The organism is Hymenobacter ruber, assembly GCF_054783255.1.
This window is the reverse complement of record NZ_BAAGQX010000004.1, coordinates 1923289-1940943: the sequence shown is the minus strand read 5'-3', so window position 1 is coordinate 1940943 and position 17655 is coordinate 1923289. Positions and strand designations below refer to the sequence as shown.

Genomic DNA, 17655 nt, shown 5'->3' with positions numbered 1-17655 from the left:
AACTTTCGGGCAAATCCGGGCCGGTGTGCAACTAATTATCACCGCGTTAGTTTTGGTAGTATCTCCCTTGGTGCTACCCCATGAACTCCGAATTCGAACGTGATAATCAGGTTGGAGCGCGGCGAAACTCGTCGTCGTTTGGCCGTATCGAACGCCTGCCTCCGCTCCTGGTGGCAGGCTATCTGGCCATGGTTGCCATTGCCATTATGTTCTTAATGCTTGTAGCGGCCTACGTTACCACCCGCCTGCGGAGTGGGGTGCCCACCGGGCTGCATCCGCTGCCCCGCTACTTTTCCCTCAGCACCATTGTGCTGCTCCTGAGCAGCTATACCATCGGCCAGGCCCGGCGCCTCTACACTCAGGACGACCTGGGCAGCCTGGCCCGATGCCTGGGAGCCACCCTGCTGCTGGGCTGCGTATTTGCCGGTCTGCAAGTGCTGGGCTGGCGCGAGTTGATGACGCAGGGCGTGTTTTTTCAGGGCCGCACCAGCACCAGTAGCGGCCAGTTCATCTACCTGATATCGGCGCTGCACGTAGCCCATTTGTTGGGCGGGATGCTGTTTTTGCTGGCGTTGCTGCTACGCGTAACCCACGCTGACCGCGACGCCGTGCGCTCGCTCGTGTTCATCCGAAACCCGTATTACCGGCGCCAATTACAGCTCATGAACACCTATTGGCATTTCATCGACGTGCTGTGGGTTGCGTTATTTGCCGTCTTTCTGTTTATGTATTAAAATTGGAATTTCGGGCTATATAATATTGGTTTTCAGCAAGAAGTCCCGCTACAGTTGTAGCGGGACTTCTTGCTGAAAATGGAGCGAGTCTAAATCAGATTAAGGCTTCACTTCCAGCCAGCCTTTGAAAGTGCGGCCGTCGGTGTAAGTCACCAAATAATAGTACAGGCTGCCGCTTCCTTCCCCGGGCCACCGGAATTCCCGGTCGTGCGACTCGAACAGCTGCTGGCCCCAGCGCGAGAAAATCCGGATGCTGGCAAATTGCTCATCGCAGAAGTTGAGCGGCAGCTCCGGCAAGCGGAACTCGTCGTTCACCCGGTCGCCGTTCGGAGTGATGATGTTGTAAAGCTTCAGCTCCGGCGACTCGGGCCGAATGACTTCGAAGCGCACAGTCTGTGTCTGGGGAACGGGCCGGCAGGTGGCGTCCACCAGCCGGAAGGTCACATCCAGGGGGCGATGCAACACCACGGCATCGCAGCTCACGTCCCAGCGAAAAGTGCCGGCCGCCACGCCCTCGCCGTTCTGAGCCGTGAAGCTCATGCCAGCTTCGGCCAGGGCAAAATTCTCGCTGGTGGCCGTCAACGTCAGGCCGTCGCGGTCGGCATCGGCCCCGGCCAGCGCGGTGGTGAACGTAGCGCCCAGCGGCAGGCGCACCACGGGCAGCACTCCAGGGCTGGCAGGCAGCGGAAAAAGCGGACTGGCCGTGAGCACCGGCGGGGTATTGGCGTAGCGCACCACAACGGGCACCGAAATCATAGCGGCCTGCCGCTCGGTACACGGCGAAGTTGCCGCCGCGAACTGAAATACCAGCAGCGAATCTGGCCCCACGGCCCGGCAGTCCACTCGCCAGGAAAAGCGCCCCTGCTGCTGGTTGCCCGCCGGGGCCTGCGTGAGGGTGGCCCCCAGGCTGGCAGGATTGAAGCCCTGGCCGGTCATTTCCAGCTGGATGGGGTCGTTGTCGGGGTCGTTTCCGGTCAGGTTGAAGGTGACCAGGTCGCCCACCCGCACATGCAAAGGCAGGCCCGGCCCGGCCGTGGTGGTGAGCGTAGGCGGCGAGTTGGGCGGTGGCACCGACGTGAAAGCCACGCGCACGGTATCGCGCTTGGGCAGGCTACAGCCGTCGTCGCCCACCACCACATCCAGTAGGAAAACCCGGCCCCGGGTATTGATGCAGTCAGGAAAACAAAGGGTGGCCGTGAGCGTATCGGGCTGGCCGGGGCTACGCACCGCGCCGCTGGTGGCGGTGGTGAAAGCCGGCAGCAGACCCGAAAAATTGACCGGGCTAAGCGACAGCGTTAGGCGCGAGTTCGGGTCGGGGTCGGTGAAGCGCAGGCGCACGCAGTGGTTACTGCCCGGCACCAGATGCAGGGTGTCGCGGCCCGGCCGGTAGGGGGTATTGCCGGTAGTAGCCGGCAGCAGTACCATGCTGGGCTTGGTGTTGGTGGGGCAGTTGAGCACCATCAACTGGAAATCGCGGCGCGACTCGCCGATTTTTTCGCCCTTTCGGTATTCCGAGCAGCTCACGCCAAACACAAACAGCCCCAGATTGCTGGGGCGCACCGTGAGCCGCCCCGTGAAGCGGTTGATTTGCAGCGTGGGCGTGCCCGGAATCTGGTTGAGCGTGCCCAATGGCGGCAGTGCCGGCTGGCCCGGCAGCGCTGGGGCGGGCGGCTGCCAGGTGATAGGGGCGTAGGGTGCTGGCGAAGCCGAAGCCGGCTTTGGCTGGTTGGCGGTGGAGTGCCCGTTGAGCGGGGTCACCAACTCGTACACCAGCGAGTCCTTATCGGCGTCCTGGCCGCCAAAATCGTAATAGAACAGCTCGTCGCGGCAGGCGTAGTCGGCCAGGGGTGGAAAGATGCGCGGCGTGGAATCGTAGAAAGTCTGGCCGCGCCGCACCACCGATGGAAATTCGAGGTAAAAGGTTTGGGCCGCCGCACCGGGGTCCACGATGTTGCTGATGGAGTTGTTGCGACAGCAGCGTTCCACAGCCGCGTAGTAGCCCTGCGGGCCGTTGTAAACACTCGCCGGGAGCGAAATTACCTTGCTATACACCAGCTTGCGGGTGCTGAGCGTGGGCTTGGCGCAGGCCGGGTTGGTGTAGCTGACGAAGGTGTTGCTGGTGAGGGGCAGCAGCACGTTCAGCATCCGGGCGTTGGTAGCCTTGTCGAAAATGCTGGCTGTCAGGTCGGCATCGAGGGCGCTGGGACTGCCGTTGTAGGCATCAAAGTAGAGGTTGAGCAGGAGGGTGTAAGAATCACCGGAATTGTGCACCAGCTCCATTTCGCCCCCCACAATGTGCGTAGCGCGCGCCGGCTCTGCCAAACCCATCCAAGTTGCTATAAACAGCAGGAAACCAAGCGGGCACGGGTGGAGCAGGCGGGAGCGGTAGAGCATGCCAAAAGGAAAAAAGCAAATTAAATCCTGATAAAGCCGAAATATACGTCTGCCCAGGGCAATAGTAAGCCGGACAATGGCCGAGACCAATAAAGCCATTTTTACCTTAGCCAACGTACCTTCGAATGCTTGATTCGTAACCGACCCAAACCGGCTTTTATTTCTCCGCATTTCCACGTTTTTTCCTTATGCGTCGTCATCTCTACGCTCTCTTTACCAGTGCCTTGCTTGGTGCTCCCGGGCTGTTGCTGGCCCAATCTACGCTCACGGCGCCCCGCCAGATTGCGGTGGGGCCGGATGCCGGTCTGGTGTGCGCGGCGGGCCGCATCGCCAACGCCCAGCGCACGGCCACTTCCTCGGTGGCCCACCGCGCCAAAATGAACCGCTACGATGTCAAATACTACAAGCTCGACTTGGCATTGGAGAATACCTCGCTGAACGTGTCCGGTTCGGTACTAATGCGCGTGCGGGTGGGCAGCCAGGCGCTTGATTCGCTGGCGTTTGAGCTGTACCAGGCTCCAGTGGGCTCGCCCGCTGGCACTGCCACGCTGCTCATCGACTCGGTGGTGGTGAACGGGAGACGCTCGCCCGGCATCCGGCGGGTGGGGCAGGACGTGAACGTGAAGCTGGCCCAGGTGGCCCCCGCCAATGCCTTGGCCGATGCCCGCATCTACTACCACGGCACGGCCCCGAGCGGCAATTCGGCCGCCATCGGCAACGGCCTCAGCAACCGCACCGAGGGCCAGATTGGCTATACCAACATCATCCCGTACAACATCACCTACAGCCTGTCGGAGCCGTTTTCGGCCCATGAATGGTTTCCCTGTAAGCAGGTGCTAACCGATAAGGCCGATTCCAGCGACGTGTGGGTGACCACCACGCTGCCCAACAAAGTGGGCTCCAACGGCGTGCTCGCACGCACTGTGAGCCTGCCCAATAATAAGGTGCGCTACGAATGGAAATCGCGCCATCCAATTGATTATTACCTGATTTCGGTATCGGTAGCGCCCTACGTGGAGTATGTGAACTACGCCCACCCGACGGGCGGCCCTACGGTGACCATCGTCAACTACCTGTATAATCAGGATGCCCTGACCTACTACCAGAGCGAAGTTGACCGCACGCCCGGCTTCATCGAAAACTACTCCAATCTGGTCGGCCTCTACCCGTTCGCCAACGAGAAATACGGCCACAGCATGGCCCCGCTGGGCCTGGGCGGCGGCATGGAGCACCAGACCATGACCACGCAGGACGGGTTTTTCTTCAACCTCACGGCCCACGAGCTGTTCCACCAGTGGTTCGGCGACAACGTAACCTGCGCTTCCTGGGAAGACATCTGGCTGAATGAGGGCTTCGCTTCTTACGGCGAATACATTTCGTATCAAACCTTTACTACCCCCGCCACGGCCCGCACCTGGATGGACAATGCCCACGCCACGGCCCAGCAGAACTCCGGCAGTGTGTACGTGGCCGATACCACCAACGTCAATCGCATTTTCAGCACCGCCCTGACGTATAAGAAGGGCGCGGCAGTCATCCACATGCTGCGCTATCTGTTGAACGACGATACGAAGTTTTTCCGGGCGCTGCGCACCTACCAGACCACGTACCGCGGCTCCACCGCGCACACCGCCGACCTGCAGCGCATCTTCGAGGCCGAAGCCGGTTTCTCGCTCACTTATTTCTTTCAGCAATGGTTTCGGGGCAATGGCTACCCCACCTTCAACGGCCGGTGGAACCAGGTGGGCAATACCGTTGTGCTTCGCGTGACCGAAACGGCCTCGGTGCCCACCGTCACGCCGTTCTTCGACACCCAGGTTGACTACCGCCTCACCTTCACCAACGGCACCACGCAAACCGTGCGCCTGCGCCAGTCGCAAGCCGTCCAAACGTTTCAGTTCGTGGCGGCCGGCACGGTATCCAGCATCGCCGTCGACCCCGACCAGTGGATTCTGGACCTGCCAGCCGCTGCGCCTGTGCGCGACAACAGCCTCGCCCTGGCCACCCGCGCCACCGTCGGCGTGGCCCCGCTCACCCTGTTCCCCGTGCCCTGCCACGACCAGCTGCAGCTCGCCGCCGTGCCCGCCACCACCGCCCGCGCCGAGGTAGTGGATGCTACCGGCCGCGTGGTGCTGCGCCAGGCCCTGCGCACCGCCCAGCCGCAACTCGATACCCATGCCCTCGCCCCGGGCCTGTACTACCTGCGCCTGCTTGGCTCCGAAGGCGACATGCTGGGCCGGGGGCAGTTCGTGCGGGAGTAGTTTTTCGCTTGCGCATGAAAAAAGCCGCTCCCAATGCGGGAGCGGCTTTTTTGTGTTTGAAACAGTCGCACTGAGCCGTCAGAACTGACTGTGGTACTCGGCTATCAAAGCCTGAGTGGCCGGTGTGGGCGGCGGGGCATCGAGCAGGTGCTGGAGCAGCTCATCGAACGAGCTGGCGGGCGTGAAGCCGGGTTGCAGTACCGCGTTGCTGCTGAGGCGGATGAACATGGGGTTTCCATTCACCGCCACTAAATCAATGGTAACCAGGCCGAAGCGCTGGTTGCAGTTGCCGGTTTCGGGGCAGTCGGTGGGGTTGGGTTTGAAGAGCTGCTTGAGGACGGTTTCGCGCAGGTGCTGCTTGCGCTGGGTGCATTGGTCGGCGCAGGCACGGTGGTAGCCCAGCCCGAGCAGACGCTCGCCCAAGTACTCATAGAAGTGCCGAAAGTTGCCCGGCCCGATGGTGGGGTCGAAGAAAAACATGGCCCCCTGGCGGCCCGCCTCGTGCAGGATTTGCACTTGCAGGCCCCGGCTGCCGCCGGCCCCGCCTTTGCGCAGGTGGTAGGCTTTATAGTAAGGCTCCAGCCAGTTCAGAAACACGCGCTGCTCTACCCAGCGGGCGTGGCGCCGGGCCTGCGCCGCCGTGAGGGCTACGGCGTGCCAGGCCGCCGGGGCGGCCGCTTTGGGGCGAAACAACTGCTGAATGAAATCGAACAAAACAGGGGGCGTTAGTGGAGTCGAAACACCGGCTTGGGCAAATAGTTTAGGCGCGGCGGGCGGCTTGAACCTTCAAATATGCTCAAATAAGCCCAATCAGACGCCGCAATACCGATACCGTGCCACAAAAAACGGCCGGCCTTCTGGAGAGAAAGCCGGCCGTAGCACAAACGAGGCAGCAGTGAAGTTACCGGGACTATTTCACCCGTGTCCAGGTCTGCGATTTGCCGATGAGCGAGAAGCCGATGTAGCCTTTCACTTCCATCGTGTTCTGGCTTTCCATCTTCATGTAGCAGGAGTAGGTTTTGCCGCTTTCGGGGTCGTAGATTTTGCCATCGTCCCACTTGTTGTCGCTGTCGTACTTGAAGCCCTGCATAAACACCAGGCCCAGGCGGGGCCGGCTACGCAGCTTGGGGTCGGGGTTTTGCGAGTCGGTTTTGGGCTTGCCGGTGGTGGGGTCGTTGGGAATGGTCAGGCTCACAATTTTACCGCACAGCTTGTCGCCGCACTTGTAGATTTCAAAGGTGGCTTTCTTCTCCGAATTGGTCCAGATGCCCAGCGGCGACATGGTTTGGGCGGAGGCCATGCCAGCGAGGCCCAGCACAAGGGCAACCAGTAAGAGCAAGGTTTTTTTCATTTCTGAAGAATGGATGAGGTGGGTTTGAGGGGAAAAGGTAAGCAAAAAATTCAGAGGCCAAGCAGGCGGGTAGCCTATCAGCGATATGGCAAGTTTACGGCCAAGTTTATGCGCCGCGCTGCTTACAAGAAATTCAGTAGTTAATCGGAAAAATAATAAGGCTGTTAATCAGCCCTAAAGCCACTTTTTGAGCCGTGCCGCCCCAAAAAAGGCGGGCAAATTTTGAACCTTAGCCCCCGCTATTAACTTTACCGCTCAGTAGTGAGTGCTACGACCCCATTTGAGCGGCTCTAAGGTGCTGGGCTGCGAAATTGAGGCAATGTCGAACGTAAAGAAAGGAGGTACAAAATGTCTAGTAGTCCCAAACAAATCCTGCCAAGCCTGTCGAATGTCGTACGCTTCACCGCAGTACGCGCCTAACAACAGCTTCGTGGGGTAGCTCCTAAGGCTGCCCACATTCGGCCAGGTCTTATCTGAAGACGCCGGAACTGCACCCCAGTTTCGCCGCTTGGTAAGATTTGAAGGATTAGATGCCCGGTTTGCCCAGCCGCCCTTCAGTGGGACGGCAAAGGCAGGCCGGGCATCGCTGCGTTTAAGCAGTTTTGGGATTTAGTTAGCCTTGCTGGCCGTGCGCTTTTTAGCAGCGGTATGAGCAGCCCTGACTGGCGCCTTATGCTTGACGGAGGAAACCGATTTCTTTTTTGCCGTTACGGGGGCCCTGGTAGCTGCTTTCGTAGCCGCTGCTTTGGCAGGCGCTTTCTTCACCGCCGTCTTCCTCTTCACAATAGTTGAAGATGTTGAGTACTTCTTCGTCGCCAGCCGCTGGGGGAGCGCGGGGATGGGCGCGGCCACTTCCTGCACGGCCACTTGGCGGGGGAGCAGCGTGGCCACGCGCGGCGTGCTGGCTGGCACTGGCAATGCCTTCGGCCGTGCCGTAGCTACGATGCCCGTGCCCGGCCCCAGCACCCGCCGTACCTGCATAAAGCGCCGCTCATAGTCGGAGTTTTCTACCTGGCTTACCTTCACAAAGGGCTCGCGGCGCGAGGAGGAGGCGTGTACAAAGCGCAGCGGCAGCTCGCCCCGGTTCGAAATAACGATGCCGGCGTGGCCTGGCGTGGTGCTGGTAGCAGCCGTGCCGGTGAACACGACGATGTCGCCGGGCTGGGCCTCGGCGCGGGCCACGGGCCGGCCTACATCGATGAGCAGCGCGGTGGAATGCGGCACCGGCACCCCAAAGTGGGCGAAGGTGTACATGATGAACCCCGAGCAGTCGAACCCGGTGAGTGGCGAGGTGCCGGCGTACACGTAGGGCGTGCCGCGCTGGGCCAGCCCGAAGGCCACAATGCTGTCGGCACGGGGCGGGAGGGCGGTGCTGGTGGCGGTGCGCAGGGAGGCCGGCTGGACGCGCAATGTGGAGTCGGCCAGCGGGGTGTTTGTCGCAGGTTGAGCGGGCTGGTGCTTGCCCAGGCGTGGCAGAATAGCCACCATCGCCAGCAGCAGCCCCACAAAAATCATCCAGATATATCGCATATAAAATTCCGGCAAAAAGGGCGGGGCCGCCGGATAGGCGCCACGCTAGCTCCTAACGGCAGGGCCGTCCGCTAGGTTGGAGGCAACCCGTGGGGCTTACTTTGTGCCCTTGCTTCCAATTCATACATTTTCCGAATGCTTAGAAATTCAAACGTATTGATGAGTGCCGCTGTTTTGGCGGGGCTGCTGATGTTGACTACTGGTTTAAACGCCCGCCCGGCGGCCGTGGTGCCCACGTTGCGCTACACGCTGGCAATGCCGTTGCCGCAGTCCCATTACTTCGAGGTGAAAATGGAGTTGGGCGGTTTTCCGGCCGACTATACCGACGTGAAAATGCCCGTGTGGGCACCCGGCTCGTACTTGGTGCGTGAGTACGCCAAGAACGTGGAAGGCTTCCAGGCCCAAACCAGCGGCGGACAGGCCCTGACGGTGGAGAAAATCAACAAGAATACCTGGCGGGTGCGCCACCCCAAGCAGGCCAATTTTCGGGTGAGCTACCGGGTGTACGCGTTTGAGCTGAGCGTGCGTACCTCGTTTATTGACGGCGACCACGGCTACCTCAACGGCAGCAGCGTGTTTATGTATCCGGCCGATAACAAGATGCTGAGCAGCTCGCTCACCGTGCAGCCCGCTGCCGGCTGGGAGAAGGTCAGCACCGCCCTACGCCCCGGCCCCGGCAAGTTCACCTACAAAGCCGCGAGCTACGACGAGCTGGCCGATTCGCCGATTGAAATCGGCAACCAGAAGGTGTTGGAATTCACCGCCAACGGCACCCCGCACCAGGTGGCCATGTACGGCACCTACACCGCCGACGACACCAAGCTGGTGGCTGATATGAAGCGCGTATGCGAAGAAGCGCACCGCGTGGTGGGCCAGAATCCGCTCGACCATTATGTGTTCATCGTGCACAACCTGGAGCGCGGCGGCGGCGGCCTGGAGCACCTGTACTCGACTACCCTGGAAGTGGGCCGCACCACCTACGGTACCGATGCCGGAATGAAGTCTTTCCTGGGCCTGGTGGCGCACGAGTATTTCCATCTCTGGAACGTGAAGCGCATCCGGCCAGTGGCACTGGGGCCGTTCAATTACGACCAGGAAAACTACACCCACATGCTGTGGGTGAGCGAGGGCATGACCGAATACTACTCCAAGCAGATTCTGGAACGCGCTGGCGTGTTGACCCGCGACGAGTACCTGGGCAAGCTGGGCAACGCCATTACGGAGGTGGAAAATACGCCTGGCAACCGCATTCAGTCGGCCGCCGAGTCCAGCTTTGACGCCTGGATTAAGTATTACCGGCCCAATGAAAACGCCAACAATACCCAAATCAGCTACTACTCGAAAGGCGACCTGATTGGCACCTGGCTCGACCTGAATATCGCCCAGGCCACCAATGGCGCGAAGCACCTCGACGACGTGATGCGCCTGCTCTACGACACGTATTATGTGAAAGCCAAGCGCGGCTTCACCGACCAGGAATACCAGGACGCCGTGGCCACCGTGGCCGGCCGCCGCTTCGATGAGTTCTTCCAGAACAGCGTGTACGGCACCAAGCCCATCGACTTCAGCACTGCTCTCGGCTATGCCGGCCTCACCCTGACCAGCGCCCCGCTGAGCACCGACGGCACGCTCGGGGCTAACTTCTCGAACCGCACCGGCAAGCTGCTCGTGGCCAGCGTAGTGCGCGATGGGGCCGCTTGGAACACCGGCCTCAGCGCCACCGACGAAGTGCTGCTCATCAATGGTGCCGCGCCCAGCGACGAAACGGTGAAGGCCCTCGTCAACAGCCCCGTGGGCACCGACGTGAAGCTGCAAGTGCGCCGCGACGGCCTCACCCGCGACATTACGTTGAAGGCGCAGCCGAACCCGGACCGCAAGTTCACGGTGCAGCCCGTGGCCAGCCCCACCGCCGCCCAGCAGAAAGTGCTGGCGAAGTGGCTGGGCAAGTAGTGGTTACCGGCTAATGATTAGCATTTAACTCGTTGCCACTATCGGCAAAAGAAACGGCCCCGCGCGAATGCACGGGGCCGTTTCTTTTGCCGATAGTGGAGCCGGAATCAGGACATTACTTAATCCGTTTCAGCGCCACTTCTCGCACCGGCGCAATAACCAGCGGCACCTTTTCCACTTTCACCGATGAAGTGTCGAGACCAAAGTACTGGTCCTCAGACGCGATGAATTGGCGGATGTAGAAGTATGCCTGCATCACTAGCTTCTCCACGGTGGGGAAGTCGTTCTCGATGCTGAGGAATTTTTCCAGCACCACGAAGCGGAAATCACCTGTGACGTGCTGCTTGCTGAGCGACTCGTAGCGCGAGGTGATGTCCACTTCCTTGTTGCGCACCAGGTCCTCAATCACCTTGCGGAAGTAGAGGTTGATGCGCTGCTGCACCCGGAAACCCAGCCGGAAGTTGATGCGAAACACGTCGTCTTTAGCTACTTCCGTTACTTTGTATTCCATCGTGTACGGCTCGTCGGTGGTGTCCACGTGGATGAACCAATAGATATCTGCCCGCTTGGGCCGCTTCTGGAAGATGGAGTAGATGATTTTCTGCTCGATTTCGGTGCTGCGCTCGGCTGAGGTCAGGAACACGAGGTGGGTCGAGTATTTCGGGATGGAATCGTCGTCGCTGAGCTGCTTGAGAGCATCCACGTAAGGCTCCAGGCGCACGAATTCCGTGAGGCGGCGTTTGATGTAGAAGGCCTTGAGCCACACGTACATCACGGCCATGAGCGTGCCGCCGATGGCCAGCGAAACCCAGCCACCGTGCGGAAACTTAATCATGTTGGCAATCAGAAATGAGCCTTCAATAATGCCATACACCACCGCGAATAAAATGATGAGCGGCAGGGTCACTTTCTTCATCTTCAGCCACATGGTGAGCAATACGGTGGTCATCAGCATGGTGAGCGTGATGGCCAGGCCATAGGCCGCTTCCATGTTGGTCGACTCGCGGAAGTAGAGCACCACCCCGATGCAGCCTATTAGCAGCAGCCGGTTCATGCTGGGCACAAAGAGCTGGCCCTTCACGTCGGTGGGGTAGTTGAGCTTCACCTTGGGCCACATATTCAGGCGGATAGCCTCGGCCACCAGTGTGAACGAACCCGTGATAAGGGCCTGCGACGCGATGATGGCCGCAATCGTAGCTACGCTGATGCCGATGAGCAGAAACCACTGCGGCATGAGGGCATAGAACGGGTTTTTGCCGTTCAGCATCTGGCCCTGATGGGCCAGCAGCCACGCGCCCTGGCCCAGGTAGTTAAGCAGCAGCGTGGTCTTCACGAAAGTCCAGCTGATGCGGATGTTGCCCTTGCCGCAATGGCCCAAATCGGAGTACAGCGCCTCGGCCCCGGTGGTGCACAGAAAAACCGAGCCCAGCAGCCAGAAGCCGCCGGGGTAACGCACCAGCAGGTCGTAGGCGTAGTAGGGGTTGATGGCCTTCAGAATGACGGGGTTCTGGATAATCCAGCTCGTGCCCAGTACGCCCAGCATGGTAAACCACAGAAACATAATCGGCCCAAATGCTTTGCCCACAATCTGAGTGCCAAAGCTTTGCAGTAGAAATAGCCCCGCGATGATGCCGATAACGATGTAAACGACAATGTCCTGCGTGAGCGTCGGAAATACGTTTTTGAGCCCTTCCACGGCCGACGATACCGAAATGGGCGGCGTAATTACACCATCGGCCAGCAGCGCCGAGCCACCGATGATGGCCACCGCCGAAAGCCAGGTCCCGCGCCGCCGCACCAGGGCGTAGAGCGAGAAAATGCCGCCTTCCCCGTTGTTGTCCGCATTCAGCGTGAGCAGCACGTACTTGACGGTGGTTTGCAGCGTGAGCGTCCAGATAACGCAGGAGATGCCGCCGAGCACCAGGTGGGCGTCAATCAAATCGGGTACCCGGCCGCTTTTGAGGATGGACGACATTACGTAGAGCGGCGAGGTGCCGATGTCGCCGTAGATGATGCCCAGGGCAATCAGCAGCCCCGCCCCGGAAATGGCGGTGTGCGAATGTTTCGAATCGGAACTCATAGTGGGGTAAGGGTCGGGTATCGGGGGCTACAATTGGTTTACGGGGCGCGAAGGTAGCAGATGCGCCCCAGCTAGCAGCCTTACGGGAGTGTGCCGGTAATCGGCTAAATCAGGCACCAGTATGATAATCGGTCGGGGCAGAAGGGCTCGCTGGATTAGCGGGAAGTGGCGCTTCAGACGCAGCGGCCGTTTCGGCGGCTTGCTGGGCGGCCAGGCGCATGGCTTCGTCGTGCGCAGCCAATGCAGCGGCAGCCTGGCGGGCATCGTAGTCGTGCACCCGGAAAATGCGGCGGTTCAGTTCGCCGGTGAGGCGCTGCCAGGGCGCGGTATCGCTGGGCAGGGCAAAATTGACGACTTCGCGGCCCAAGCGGTGCAGGCGCAGGCGGTTGGTGCCGCGGTGCCCGTAGGCCAGCAGGAGGGCCGTGGCCACCATGCCCAGCATGGCCGGGCCGGTGCGCAGCTGGTTTTGCAGGAAGGCAATCATGACAAAGGCCAGGCCCAGGCCGCCCAGCAGATACCACAATATCCACTTCACGGGCGTGATTTCGGCCCGCTCCAGCTCGCGCAGCGAGAACTGCCGGCCCCGCACCGTCACGCTGCTATCCGTGAGGATTACGCGGCCGTCGGCAGACCGCTCCTCGGGCAGGGGCGGTAGTTCCGGCAGTGGCTCGAGGGGCGGGGCTGGCTGGTAGTAGGGCGCGGCTGGTGCGGGAGTCGCTTCCGCGCCGGGTGTAGGCAGCAAAGAGGCCCCGGAAGGTTGTTCCGGGGCCACGTTGGGCTGGTCAGCGGGGGGCTGAGCTTGTAAGGGATTCATGGTCTTGGAAACAGCCGGGATGGTGCTGGTAGGGCGGCTCCAGGTGGGGGCCGCCGTGCGGGTAGCGGCGGGAGATGCTCCCGCCGGTACGCTCGCTCAGTTGTTCACTTTCAGTAGCTCCACGTCAAAAATCAACGCGGTATCGCCGGGGATGTCGCGGCCCGCGCCGCGCTTGCCGTAGGCCAGGTCGGAGGGGATGTAGAGGCGGTATTTCGAGCCTTCGTTCATCAGCTGCAGGGCTTCGGTCCAGCCGGCAATCACGCCGTTCACGGGGAAGGTGGCGGGCTGGCCGCGCTGGTAGCTGCTGTCGAACACAGTGCCGTTAATCAGGGTGCCGTGGTAGTGCGTGGTTACCGACGATTTCAGAGTGGGCTTGGCACCCGTGCCCTGGGTGATTACCTCGTACTGGAGGCCGCTGGGGAGGGTGGTGACGCCGGGCTTCTTGGCGTTTTCGGCGAGGAAGGCTTCGCCTTCGGCTTTGTTGTTCTTCATGGATTCGGGGTCTTGGTTATCGTCTTCGTCGGCGCCGCCCATTTGCTCCTGTAGTTGCTGCATGGCGGCCTGCATCTGCTCCTGGGTGAGGCGACTGGGGAGACCCTGGAGGCCTTCTTTCAGCGCGCCGGCCAGGGTATCAACGTCCAGTTCGAGGCCCTGCTGGGCGAAATTGCGGGCCAGGTCGCGGCCAATGATGTAGCTCACCTGAGCTTGGTGGGAATCGAGGTTCATAAAACCAGGAGGGGGATTGGTGAAGCTGCGGCGGGGGCAACAAGTGCGGCCACCGGCAGCCAGTGAAAAAAGTCTTGAACGGGTTACGCCGTTGCCGGGGCAAGGTTCCAAAAGCCGCGCCGAACCGCCCGGCCCCGCCGCTTTGGCCGGTGCGATAACAAAAAAGCCCGGCTAATGGGCCGGGCTTTTTGAGGTAATAACGCGGATAGGACGCTGCGTAACGATAAAATAAGGCTTAGCAGTAGTGGTGCTGGTCGTCGTCGCCGTCGAAGAAGAACGTCAGGTCCAGGTCGGCCAGTTTGGCAGCCAGGTAGGTCATGCCGCCCAGGAGCAGCAGCGAGGAAACCGAGAAAGCAGTGGTTTTTTTCATATCAATAGGGCATAGGGCTAGTGTCGAATGCTGGGGCAAAGATACGACACGTGTTGTTAAATGTTATGCATGCAGCATAAAATAATGATTTAATAATGGGAAAATGGTGGGGTACGACTCTGCTCCCTACAACCCGAAGTCCGGTACTTCCACTACTGCGCCCGGGGCCAGGTCGCCGAGCCAGATATCGCCCACCCGGACCCGAAACAGCCGCAGCGTTGGGAAGCCCACGGCGGCCGTCATTTTCCGAATCTGACGGAATTTGCCCTCAGTAAGGGTGATGCTGACCCAGGAAGTGGGGCCGTGCCGGTCGTCGCGGATTTTGCGGGTGCGCGGGGCGAAAGCCGGGGCGGGGTCGAGGCGGCGGGCGGCGCAGGGGCTGGTGATAAACTTCTCGCCGTGGATGCCGATTTCGACTCCGGCCTGCATCTGGTTTAACGCCGCTTCGGTCATCAGGCCATCGACCTGAGCAAAGTATTCCTTCTCGACCTTTTTGCTGCGTACATACTCGCTCATTTGGCCGTCGGTGGTGAGCAGGAGCAGGCCTTCGCTGTCCTCGTCGAGCCGGCCGATGGCCATGATGCCTTCGGGGAAGTCATGGAATTCGCCCAGCTTTTTCTTCTTGGCTTCGCCCACAAACTGGCTGAGGTAGCCGTAGGGCTTGTGGATAAGAAAGTGGCGATGAGGCATACGTAATGTTATTTTATTTCCTCCACCTCCACGCGCCGGTTGCGGGCATCGGGCGAGGGGTGGAGCGGGCGCGAGTCGCCGTAGCCGATGGTGCTGAGGCGCTCGGGCGCGATGCCGGCTTTTACCAGATAGGCTTTCACGGCCTCGGCGCGCTGCTCGGAGAGAAGCTGGTTTTTGTCGGGCTCGCCGATTTTATCGGTGTAGCCGGCAATGCGCAGGCGCAAGTTAGGGCGGGCTTTGAGCTCAGTGGCCAGCTGGTCGAGGGCCGGGGCGGCGGTGGGCATCAGCTCGGGCGTGCCCAGCTGGAATAGCACCGTGGGTAGCACCACCGGGCCAGGTGCGGCCGGCAGAATGGGAGCAGCCGGTGCCGGCGCTTTGGCAAGCGAGTCGGCCGGGGGCGTGGGTGGCGGTGGGGGCGTGGGGGCCGGAGTCGGTTTGGCCCCGCTCACCTGAATGGTGATGGGTACCACCGGGCTTTGCTCGGTGGGATAGTAGGCCTGCTTGAGGTAGAAAGTGGTGGTTTTGCTGAGCTTGGTGCGGTAAGTATTGCCGGCGGCCAGGGGCTGCTGCAGTTCGGCATCGGCGTACCAGAGCACGTTGCGCCCCGACACGCGGATGGTGCTTTCGGTGCCGGCGGGCACGGTGGCCGACGATTTCAGCTTGACGCGGTAGAAGGTGAACGTGCCTACGCTGCAGTCGCCCACGGGGCGGTAGGTGGCGTGGCCGGTCAGTTTTTCCAGGGCGGGGTCGTAGGTGAAGGTGATGGCGCCGTCGCACCAGTAGCTGGTGAGGCTGCGGCCGGTTTCGTTGAGCTTGCTCTGGTGGGCGAGGCGCAGGCCGGTGGCGCTGCCGCTGCCCTTCATCTGGAAGGTGACCGAAACGCCGGGGTTGCCGCCCACTTCTTGGTACAGCACTCCAAACACGTCGGTGCCCTTGCTTTTCTGCAGGCGCAGCACGGCGGGCCAGTACCCGTTGGGCTTGCCCGTTTCCGATTCGACTCCCTGCCATACGCCCGTCAGGGATTGGGCGTGCGCCGGGGCAGCCAGTAGCAGCGCCCCGAGGCCATACCAAAAGCGGCGTTTCATGCTCTCAGATAAGCTCAGAAGTTAGGTTTACTCCTGAAAAGACGCGCAGGCCGGGCTGAAAGTTGCCCGGCCTGGACTCGAAAAAATGCGTTCAGGATTTCCCGGCTACGCCTTATTTATTAACGTCCAGCAAGCGCCGGTGGTAATTAATCTGGCCCAGATGGTACGCTAGGTGCGTGGCCAGATGAATCAGAAAATATTCGGTGGTGGTGCGGGCCTCAAACACCTGCAGCGGGTATTCAGCGGCCAAAGCGCTGGCCGGCAGGCGGCTTAGGGCCTGGTCTACCTCGGCGCGGGTTTTTTCAATTTGCCGAATTAACTCGGTTCGGGGAAGGCCTTTTTGCGAAAACTCCCGGTCCCGGTCCCGGGTGTACGCCACGCCCCCCAGCTCCGCGCTGATGTAGGTGGTCAGGTTGCCCACCAGGTGCAGGCACAGGTTGCCCGCCGAGTTGGCAACGCTCTGCTCGACGTGCCAGATGCGGTGCTCGTCATTATACAGCTCAATTTCCTGTTGCAGGCGGTCTAGGTCGCGGGTGAAAAGCTGGCGGAGCGTATCAAGTAGCATGGTTTCGTGGGCTAATTCGGTCATAAAGCTAAATAAATCGAAAACGTCGTGCTGAGCGCAGTCGAAGCATCCCTACCGCAAAACAACTTGCACGGTAGGGATGCTTCGACTGCGCTCAGCACGACGTTATTTCATCCCATAAAATCTGCCTGATTACCCCAGGTACGCCATGTCCTCCGCGCTCAGCTTGATGTCGGCCGCTTTCATGTTTTCCTCGAAATGCGCCAGCGACGACGTGCCGGGAATGGGCAGAATCCAGGGCGACTTGTGCAGCAGCCAGGCAATGTTGAGCTGGGCTTCCGTGGCGTTGTGCTTGCGGGCGATTTCGGCCAGCTTATTGCCCGCGTTGGGCAGGCCGTGTACCAGCGAAAAGAAGGGAATGAGCGGAATGCCATGCTGCTCGCAGAGGGGCAGCACTTCCTCGCCGCCCCGGGTTTCGCCGTAGGGGGCGCTCAGGCTGGTGCGCTGGGCGTAGCCGTACATATTCTCGACAGTGGCAATTTCGCCCAGTTTCAGGCCGGCTTCCAGCTCTTCGCGGTTCACATTGCTCAGGCCTACGTGCAGGATTTTGCCTTCTTTTTGCATCTCAAACATGGCCCCGAGCTGCTCGTCGAGCGGCACCGCGCCGTGGCCCATCAGCCGCAGGTGCACCAGCTGAATCTGCTCGCGCCGCAGGGTGCGCAGGTTGTTGTCGATGCTGGTGCGCAGGTTTTCGGGGGTATTGAAGGCCACCCAGCTTTTATCGGGCTTGCGGGTGGCGCCCACTTTGGTGCAGATAACGAGGTCCGCCGGGTAGGGGTGCAGGGCTTCGGCGATGAGGCGGTTGGTCACGTCCTCGCCGTAGTAGTCGGCCGTATCGAGGAGGTTGACGCCCGATTCAACGGCTTTTTTGAGGATGGCCAGCGCCTGGGGGCGGTCGGCGGGCTCGCCCCAGATTTCGGGGCCGGTAAGGCGCATGGTGCCGTAGCCGAGGCGGTTGACGGTGAGCGGCTGCGCGGAATTTTGAGCGATGGTGATAGTGGGCATGAGCAGGGTTATGGGGTTAGCTAATCAGAAGACGGTTGATGGGCCGTGATGTTTGACCAATGCCAAAATGAAGTATTGG

Annotated in this window: 15 protein-coding genes; 3 read left to right on the top strand and 12 right to left on the bottom strand. The window is 60.8% G+C overall.

Annotated features, from left to right (window positions below):
* Nucleotides 1–80: 80 nt before the first annotated feature.
* Nucleotides 81–734, top strand: a complete 654-nt coding sequence (locus ACYVM5_RS18805; RefSeq protein WP_460619631.1) for a cytochrome c oxidase subunit 3 — start codon at nt 81–83, stop codon at nt 732–734.
* Between the two features lie 99 nt (nt 735–833).
* Here ACYVM5_RS18805 and ACYVM5_RS18800 read toward each other — a convergent pair whose 3' ends face one another.
* On the bottom strand, nt 834–3128 hold the full coding sequence (locus ACYVM5_RS18800) for a T9SS type B sorting domain-containing protein (RefSeq protein ID WP_460619630.1): 2295 nt from the start codon (nt 3126–3128) through the stop codon (nt 834–836).
* A gap of 188 nt (nt 3129–3316) precedes the next feature.
* Here ACYVM5_RS18800 and ACYVM5_RS18795 point away from each other — a divergent pair, with 188 nt between their 5' ends.
* Nucleotides 3317–5389 (top strand): M1 family aminopeptidase, encoded by a 2073-nt coding sequence (locus ACYVM5_RS18795; RefSeq protein WP_460619629.1) that lies wholly within the window; start codon nt 3317–3319, stop codon nt 5387–5389.
* Nucleotides 5390–5467: 78 nt separating this feature from the next.
* On the opposite strand, the gene ACYVM5_RS18790 is transcribed toward ACYVM5_RS18795, so the two are convergent.
* The 3 genes from ACYVM5_RS18790 to ACYVM5_RS18780 form a co-directional block, all read right to left on the bottom strand.
* Complete coding sequence (locus tag ACYVM5_RS18790; RefSeq protein WP_460619628.1) at nt 5468–6103, bottom strand: hypothetical protein; 636 nt, start codon at nt 6101–6103, stop codon at nt 5468–5470.
* Between the two features lie 196 nt (nt 6104–6299).
* Nucleotides 6300–6740 (bottom strand): DUF2147 domain-containing protein, encoded by a 441-nt coding sequence (locus tag ACYVM5_RS18785; RefSeq protein WP_460619627.1) that lies wholly within the window; start codon nt 6738–6740, stop codon nt 6300–6302.
* 609 nt (nt 6741–7349) lie between these two features.
* Nucleotides 7350–8270, bottom strand: coding sequence for a C40 family peptidase (locus ACYVM5_RS18780; RefSeq protein ID WP_460619626.1), 921 nt, complete (start codon nt 8268–8270; stop codon nt 7350–7352).
* 135 nt (nt 8271–8405) lie between these two features.
* Between ACYVM5_RS18780 and ACYVM5_RS18775 the strand changes: the two genes are divergently transcribed.
* Nucleotides 8406–10220: a M61 family metallopeptidase gene (locus ACYVM5_RS18775; protein ID WP_460619625.1), complete on the top strand. Its 1815-nt coding sequence runs from the start codon at nt 8406–8408 to the stop codon at nt 10218–10220.
* A 115-nt stretch (nt 10221–10335) separates the two neighbouring features.
* Here the strand turns inward: ACYVM5_RS18775 and ACYVM5_RS18770 are convergent, their stop codons facing one another.
* The 8 genes from ACYVM5_RS18770 to ACYVM5_RS18735 all read right to left on the bottom strand — a co-directional run bounded on the left by ACYVM5_RS18770 (nt 10336) and on the right by ACYVM5_RS18735 (nt 17576).
* On the bottom strand, nt 10336–12300 hold the full coding sequence (locus ACYVM5_RS18770) for a KUP/HAK/KT family potassium transporter (RefSeq protein WP_460619624.1): 1965 nt from the start codon (nt 12298–12300) through the stop codon (nt 10336–10338).
* 109 nt (nt 12301–12409) lie between these two features.
* A complete protein-coding gene (locus ACYVM5_RS18765; RefSeq protein ID WP_460619623.1) occupies nt 12410–13114 on the bottom strand; it encodes a hypothetical protein in 705 nt (234 codons plus the stop codon).
* A 96-nt stretch (nt 13115–13210) separates the two neighbouring features.
* A complete protein-coding gene (locus ACYVM5_RS18760) occupies nt 13211–13840 on the bottom strand; it encodes a peptidylprolyl isomerase (protein ID WP_460619622.1) in 630 nt (209 codons plus the stop codon).
* Nucleotides 13841–14075: 235 nt separating this feature from the next.
* Entirely contained in the window at nt 14076–14210 is a 135-nt protein-coding gene (locus tag ACYVM5_RS18755) for a hypothetical protein (RefSeq protein WP_460619621.1), read from the bottom strand.
* A gap of 126 nt (nt 14211–14336) precedes the next feature.
* A complete protein-coding gene (locus ACYVM5_RS18750; RefSeq protein WP_460619620.1) occupies nt 14337–14900 on the bottom strand; it encodes a pseudouridine synthase family protein in 564 nt (187 codons plus the stop codon).
* A gap of 8 nt (nt 14901–14908) precedes the next feature.
* Nucleotides 14909–15985, bottom strand: coding sequence for an OmpA family protein (locus ACYVM5_RS18745; protein WP_460619619.1), 1077 nt, complete (start codon nt 15983–15985; stop codon nt 14909–14911).
* A gap of 112 nt (nt 15986–16097) precedes the next feature.
* On the bottom strand, nt 16098–16574 hold the full coding sequence (locus tag ACYVM5_RS18740) for a DinB family protein (protein WP_460619618.1): 477 nt from the start codon (nt 16572–16574) through the stop codon (nt 16098–16100).
* A 129-nt stretch (nt 16575–16703) separates the two neighbouring features.
* The gene (locus ACYVM5_RS18735) at nt 16704–17576 is read right to left on the bottom strand and encodes an aldo/keto reductase (RefSeq protein WP_460619617.1); all 873 of its coding nucleotides are present in this window, start codon (nt 17574–17576) and stop codon (nt 16704–16706) included.
* Nucleotides 17577–17655 lie beyond the last annotated feature (79 nt).

Bases quoted from the DNA above. Each gene is read 5' to 3' on its own strand.
- ACYVM5_RS18805 (WP_460619631.1), top strand. From the start codon at position 81: ATGAACTCCGAATTCGAACGTGATAATCAGGTTGGAGCGCGGCGAAAC.
- ACYVM5_RS18800 (WP_460619630.1), bottom strand. From the start codon at position 3,128: ATGCTCTACCGCTCCCGCCTGCTCCACCCGTGCCCGCTTGGTTTCCTG.
- ACYVM5_RS18795 (WP_460619629.1), top strand. From the start codon at position 3,317: ATGCGTCGTCATCTCTACGCTCTCTTTACCAGTGCCTTGCTTGGTGCT.
- ACYVM5_RS18785 (WP_460619627.1), bottom strand. From the start codon at position 6,740: ATGAAAAAAACCTTGCTCTTACTGGTTGCCCTTGTGCTGGGCCTCGCT.
- ACYVM5_RS18780 (WP_460619626.1), bottom strand. From the start codon at position 8,270: ATGCGATATATCTGGATGATTTTTGTGGGGCTGCTGCTGGCGATGGTG.
- ACYVM5_RS18775 (WP_460619625.1), top strand. From the start codon at position 8,406: ATGCTTAGAAATTCAAACGTATTGATGAGTGCCGCTGTTTTGGCGGGG.
- ACYVM5_RS18770 (WP_460619624.1), bottom strand. From the start codon at position 12,300: ATGAGTTCCGATTCGAAACATTCGCACACCGCCATTTCCGGGGCGGGG.
- ACYVM5_RS18765 (WP_460619623.1), bottom strand. From the start codon at position 13,114: ATGAATCCCTTACAAGCTCAGCCCCCCGCTGACCAGCCCAACGTGGCC.
- ACYVM5_RS18760 (WP_460619622.1), bottom strand. From the start codon at position 13,840: ATGAACCTCGATTCCCACCAAGCTCAGGTGAGCTACATCATTGGCCGC.
- ACYVM5_RS18755 (WP_460619621.1), bottom strand. From the start codon at position 14,210: ATGAAAAAAACCACTGCTTTCTCGGTTTCCTCGCTGCTGCTCCTGGGC.
- ACYVM5_RS18750 (WP_460619620.1), bottom strand. From the start codon at position 14,900: ATGCCTCATCGCCACTTTCTTATCCACAAGCCCTACGGCTACCTCAGC.
- ACYVM5_RS18745 (WP_460619619.1), bottom strand. From the start codon at position 15,985: ATGAAACGCCGCTTTTGGTATGGCCTCGGGGCGCTGCTACTGGCTGCC.
- ACYVM5_RS18740 (WP_460619618.1), bottom strand. From the start codon at position 16,574: ATGACCGAATTAGCCCACGAAACCATGCTACTTGATACGCTCCGCCAG.
- ACYVM5_RS18735 (WP_460619617.1), bottom strand. From the start codon at position 17,576: ATGCCCACTATCACCATCGCTCAAAATTCCGCGCAGCCGCTCACCGTC.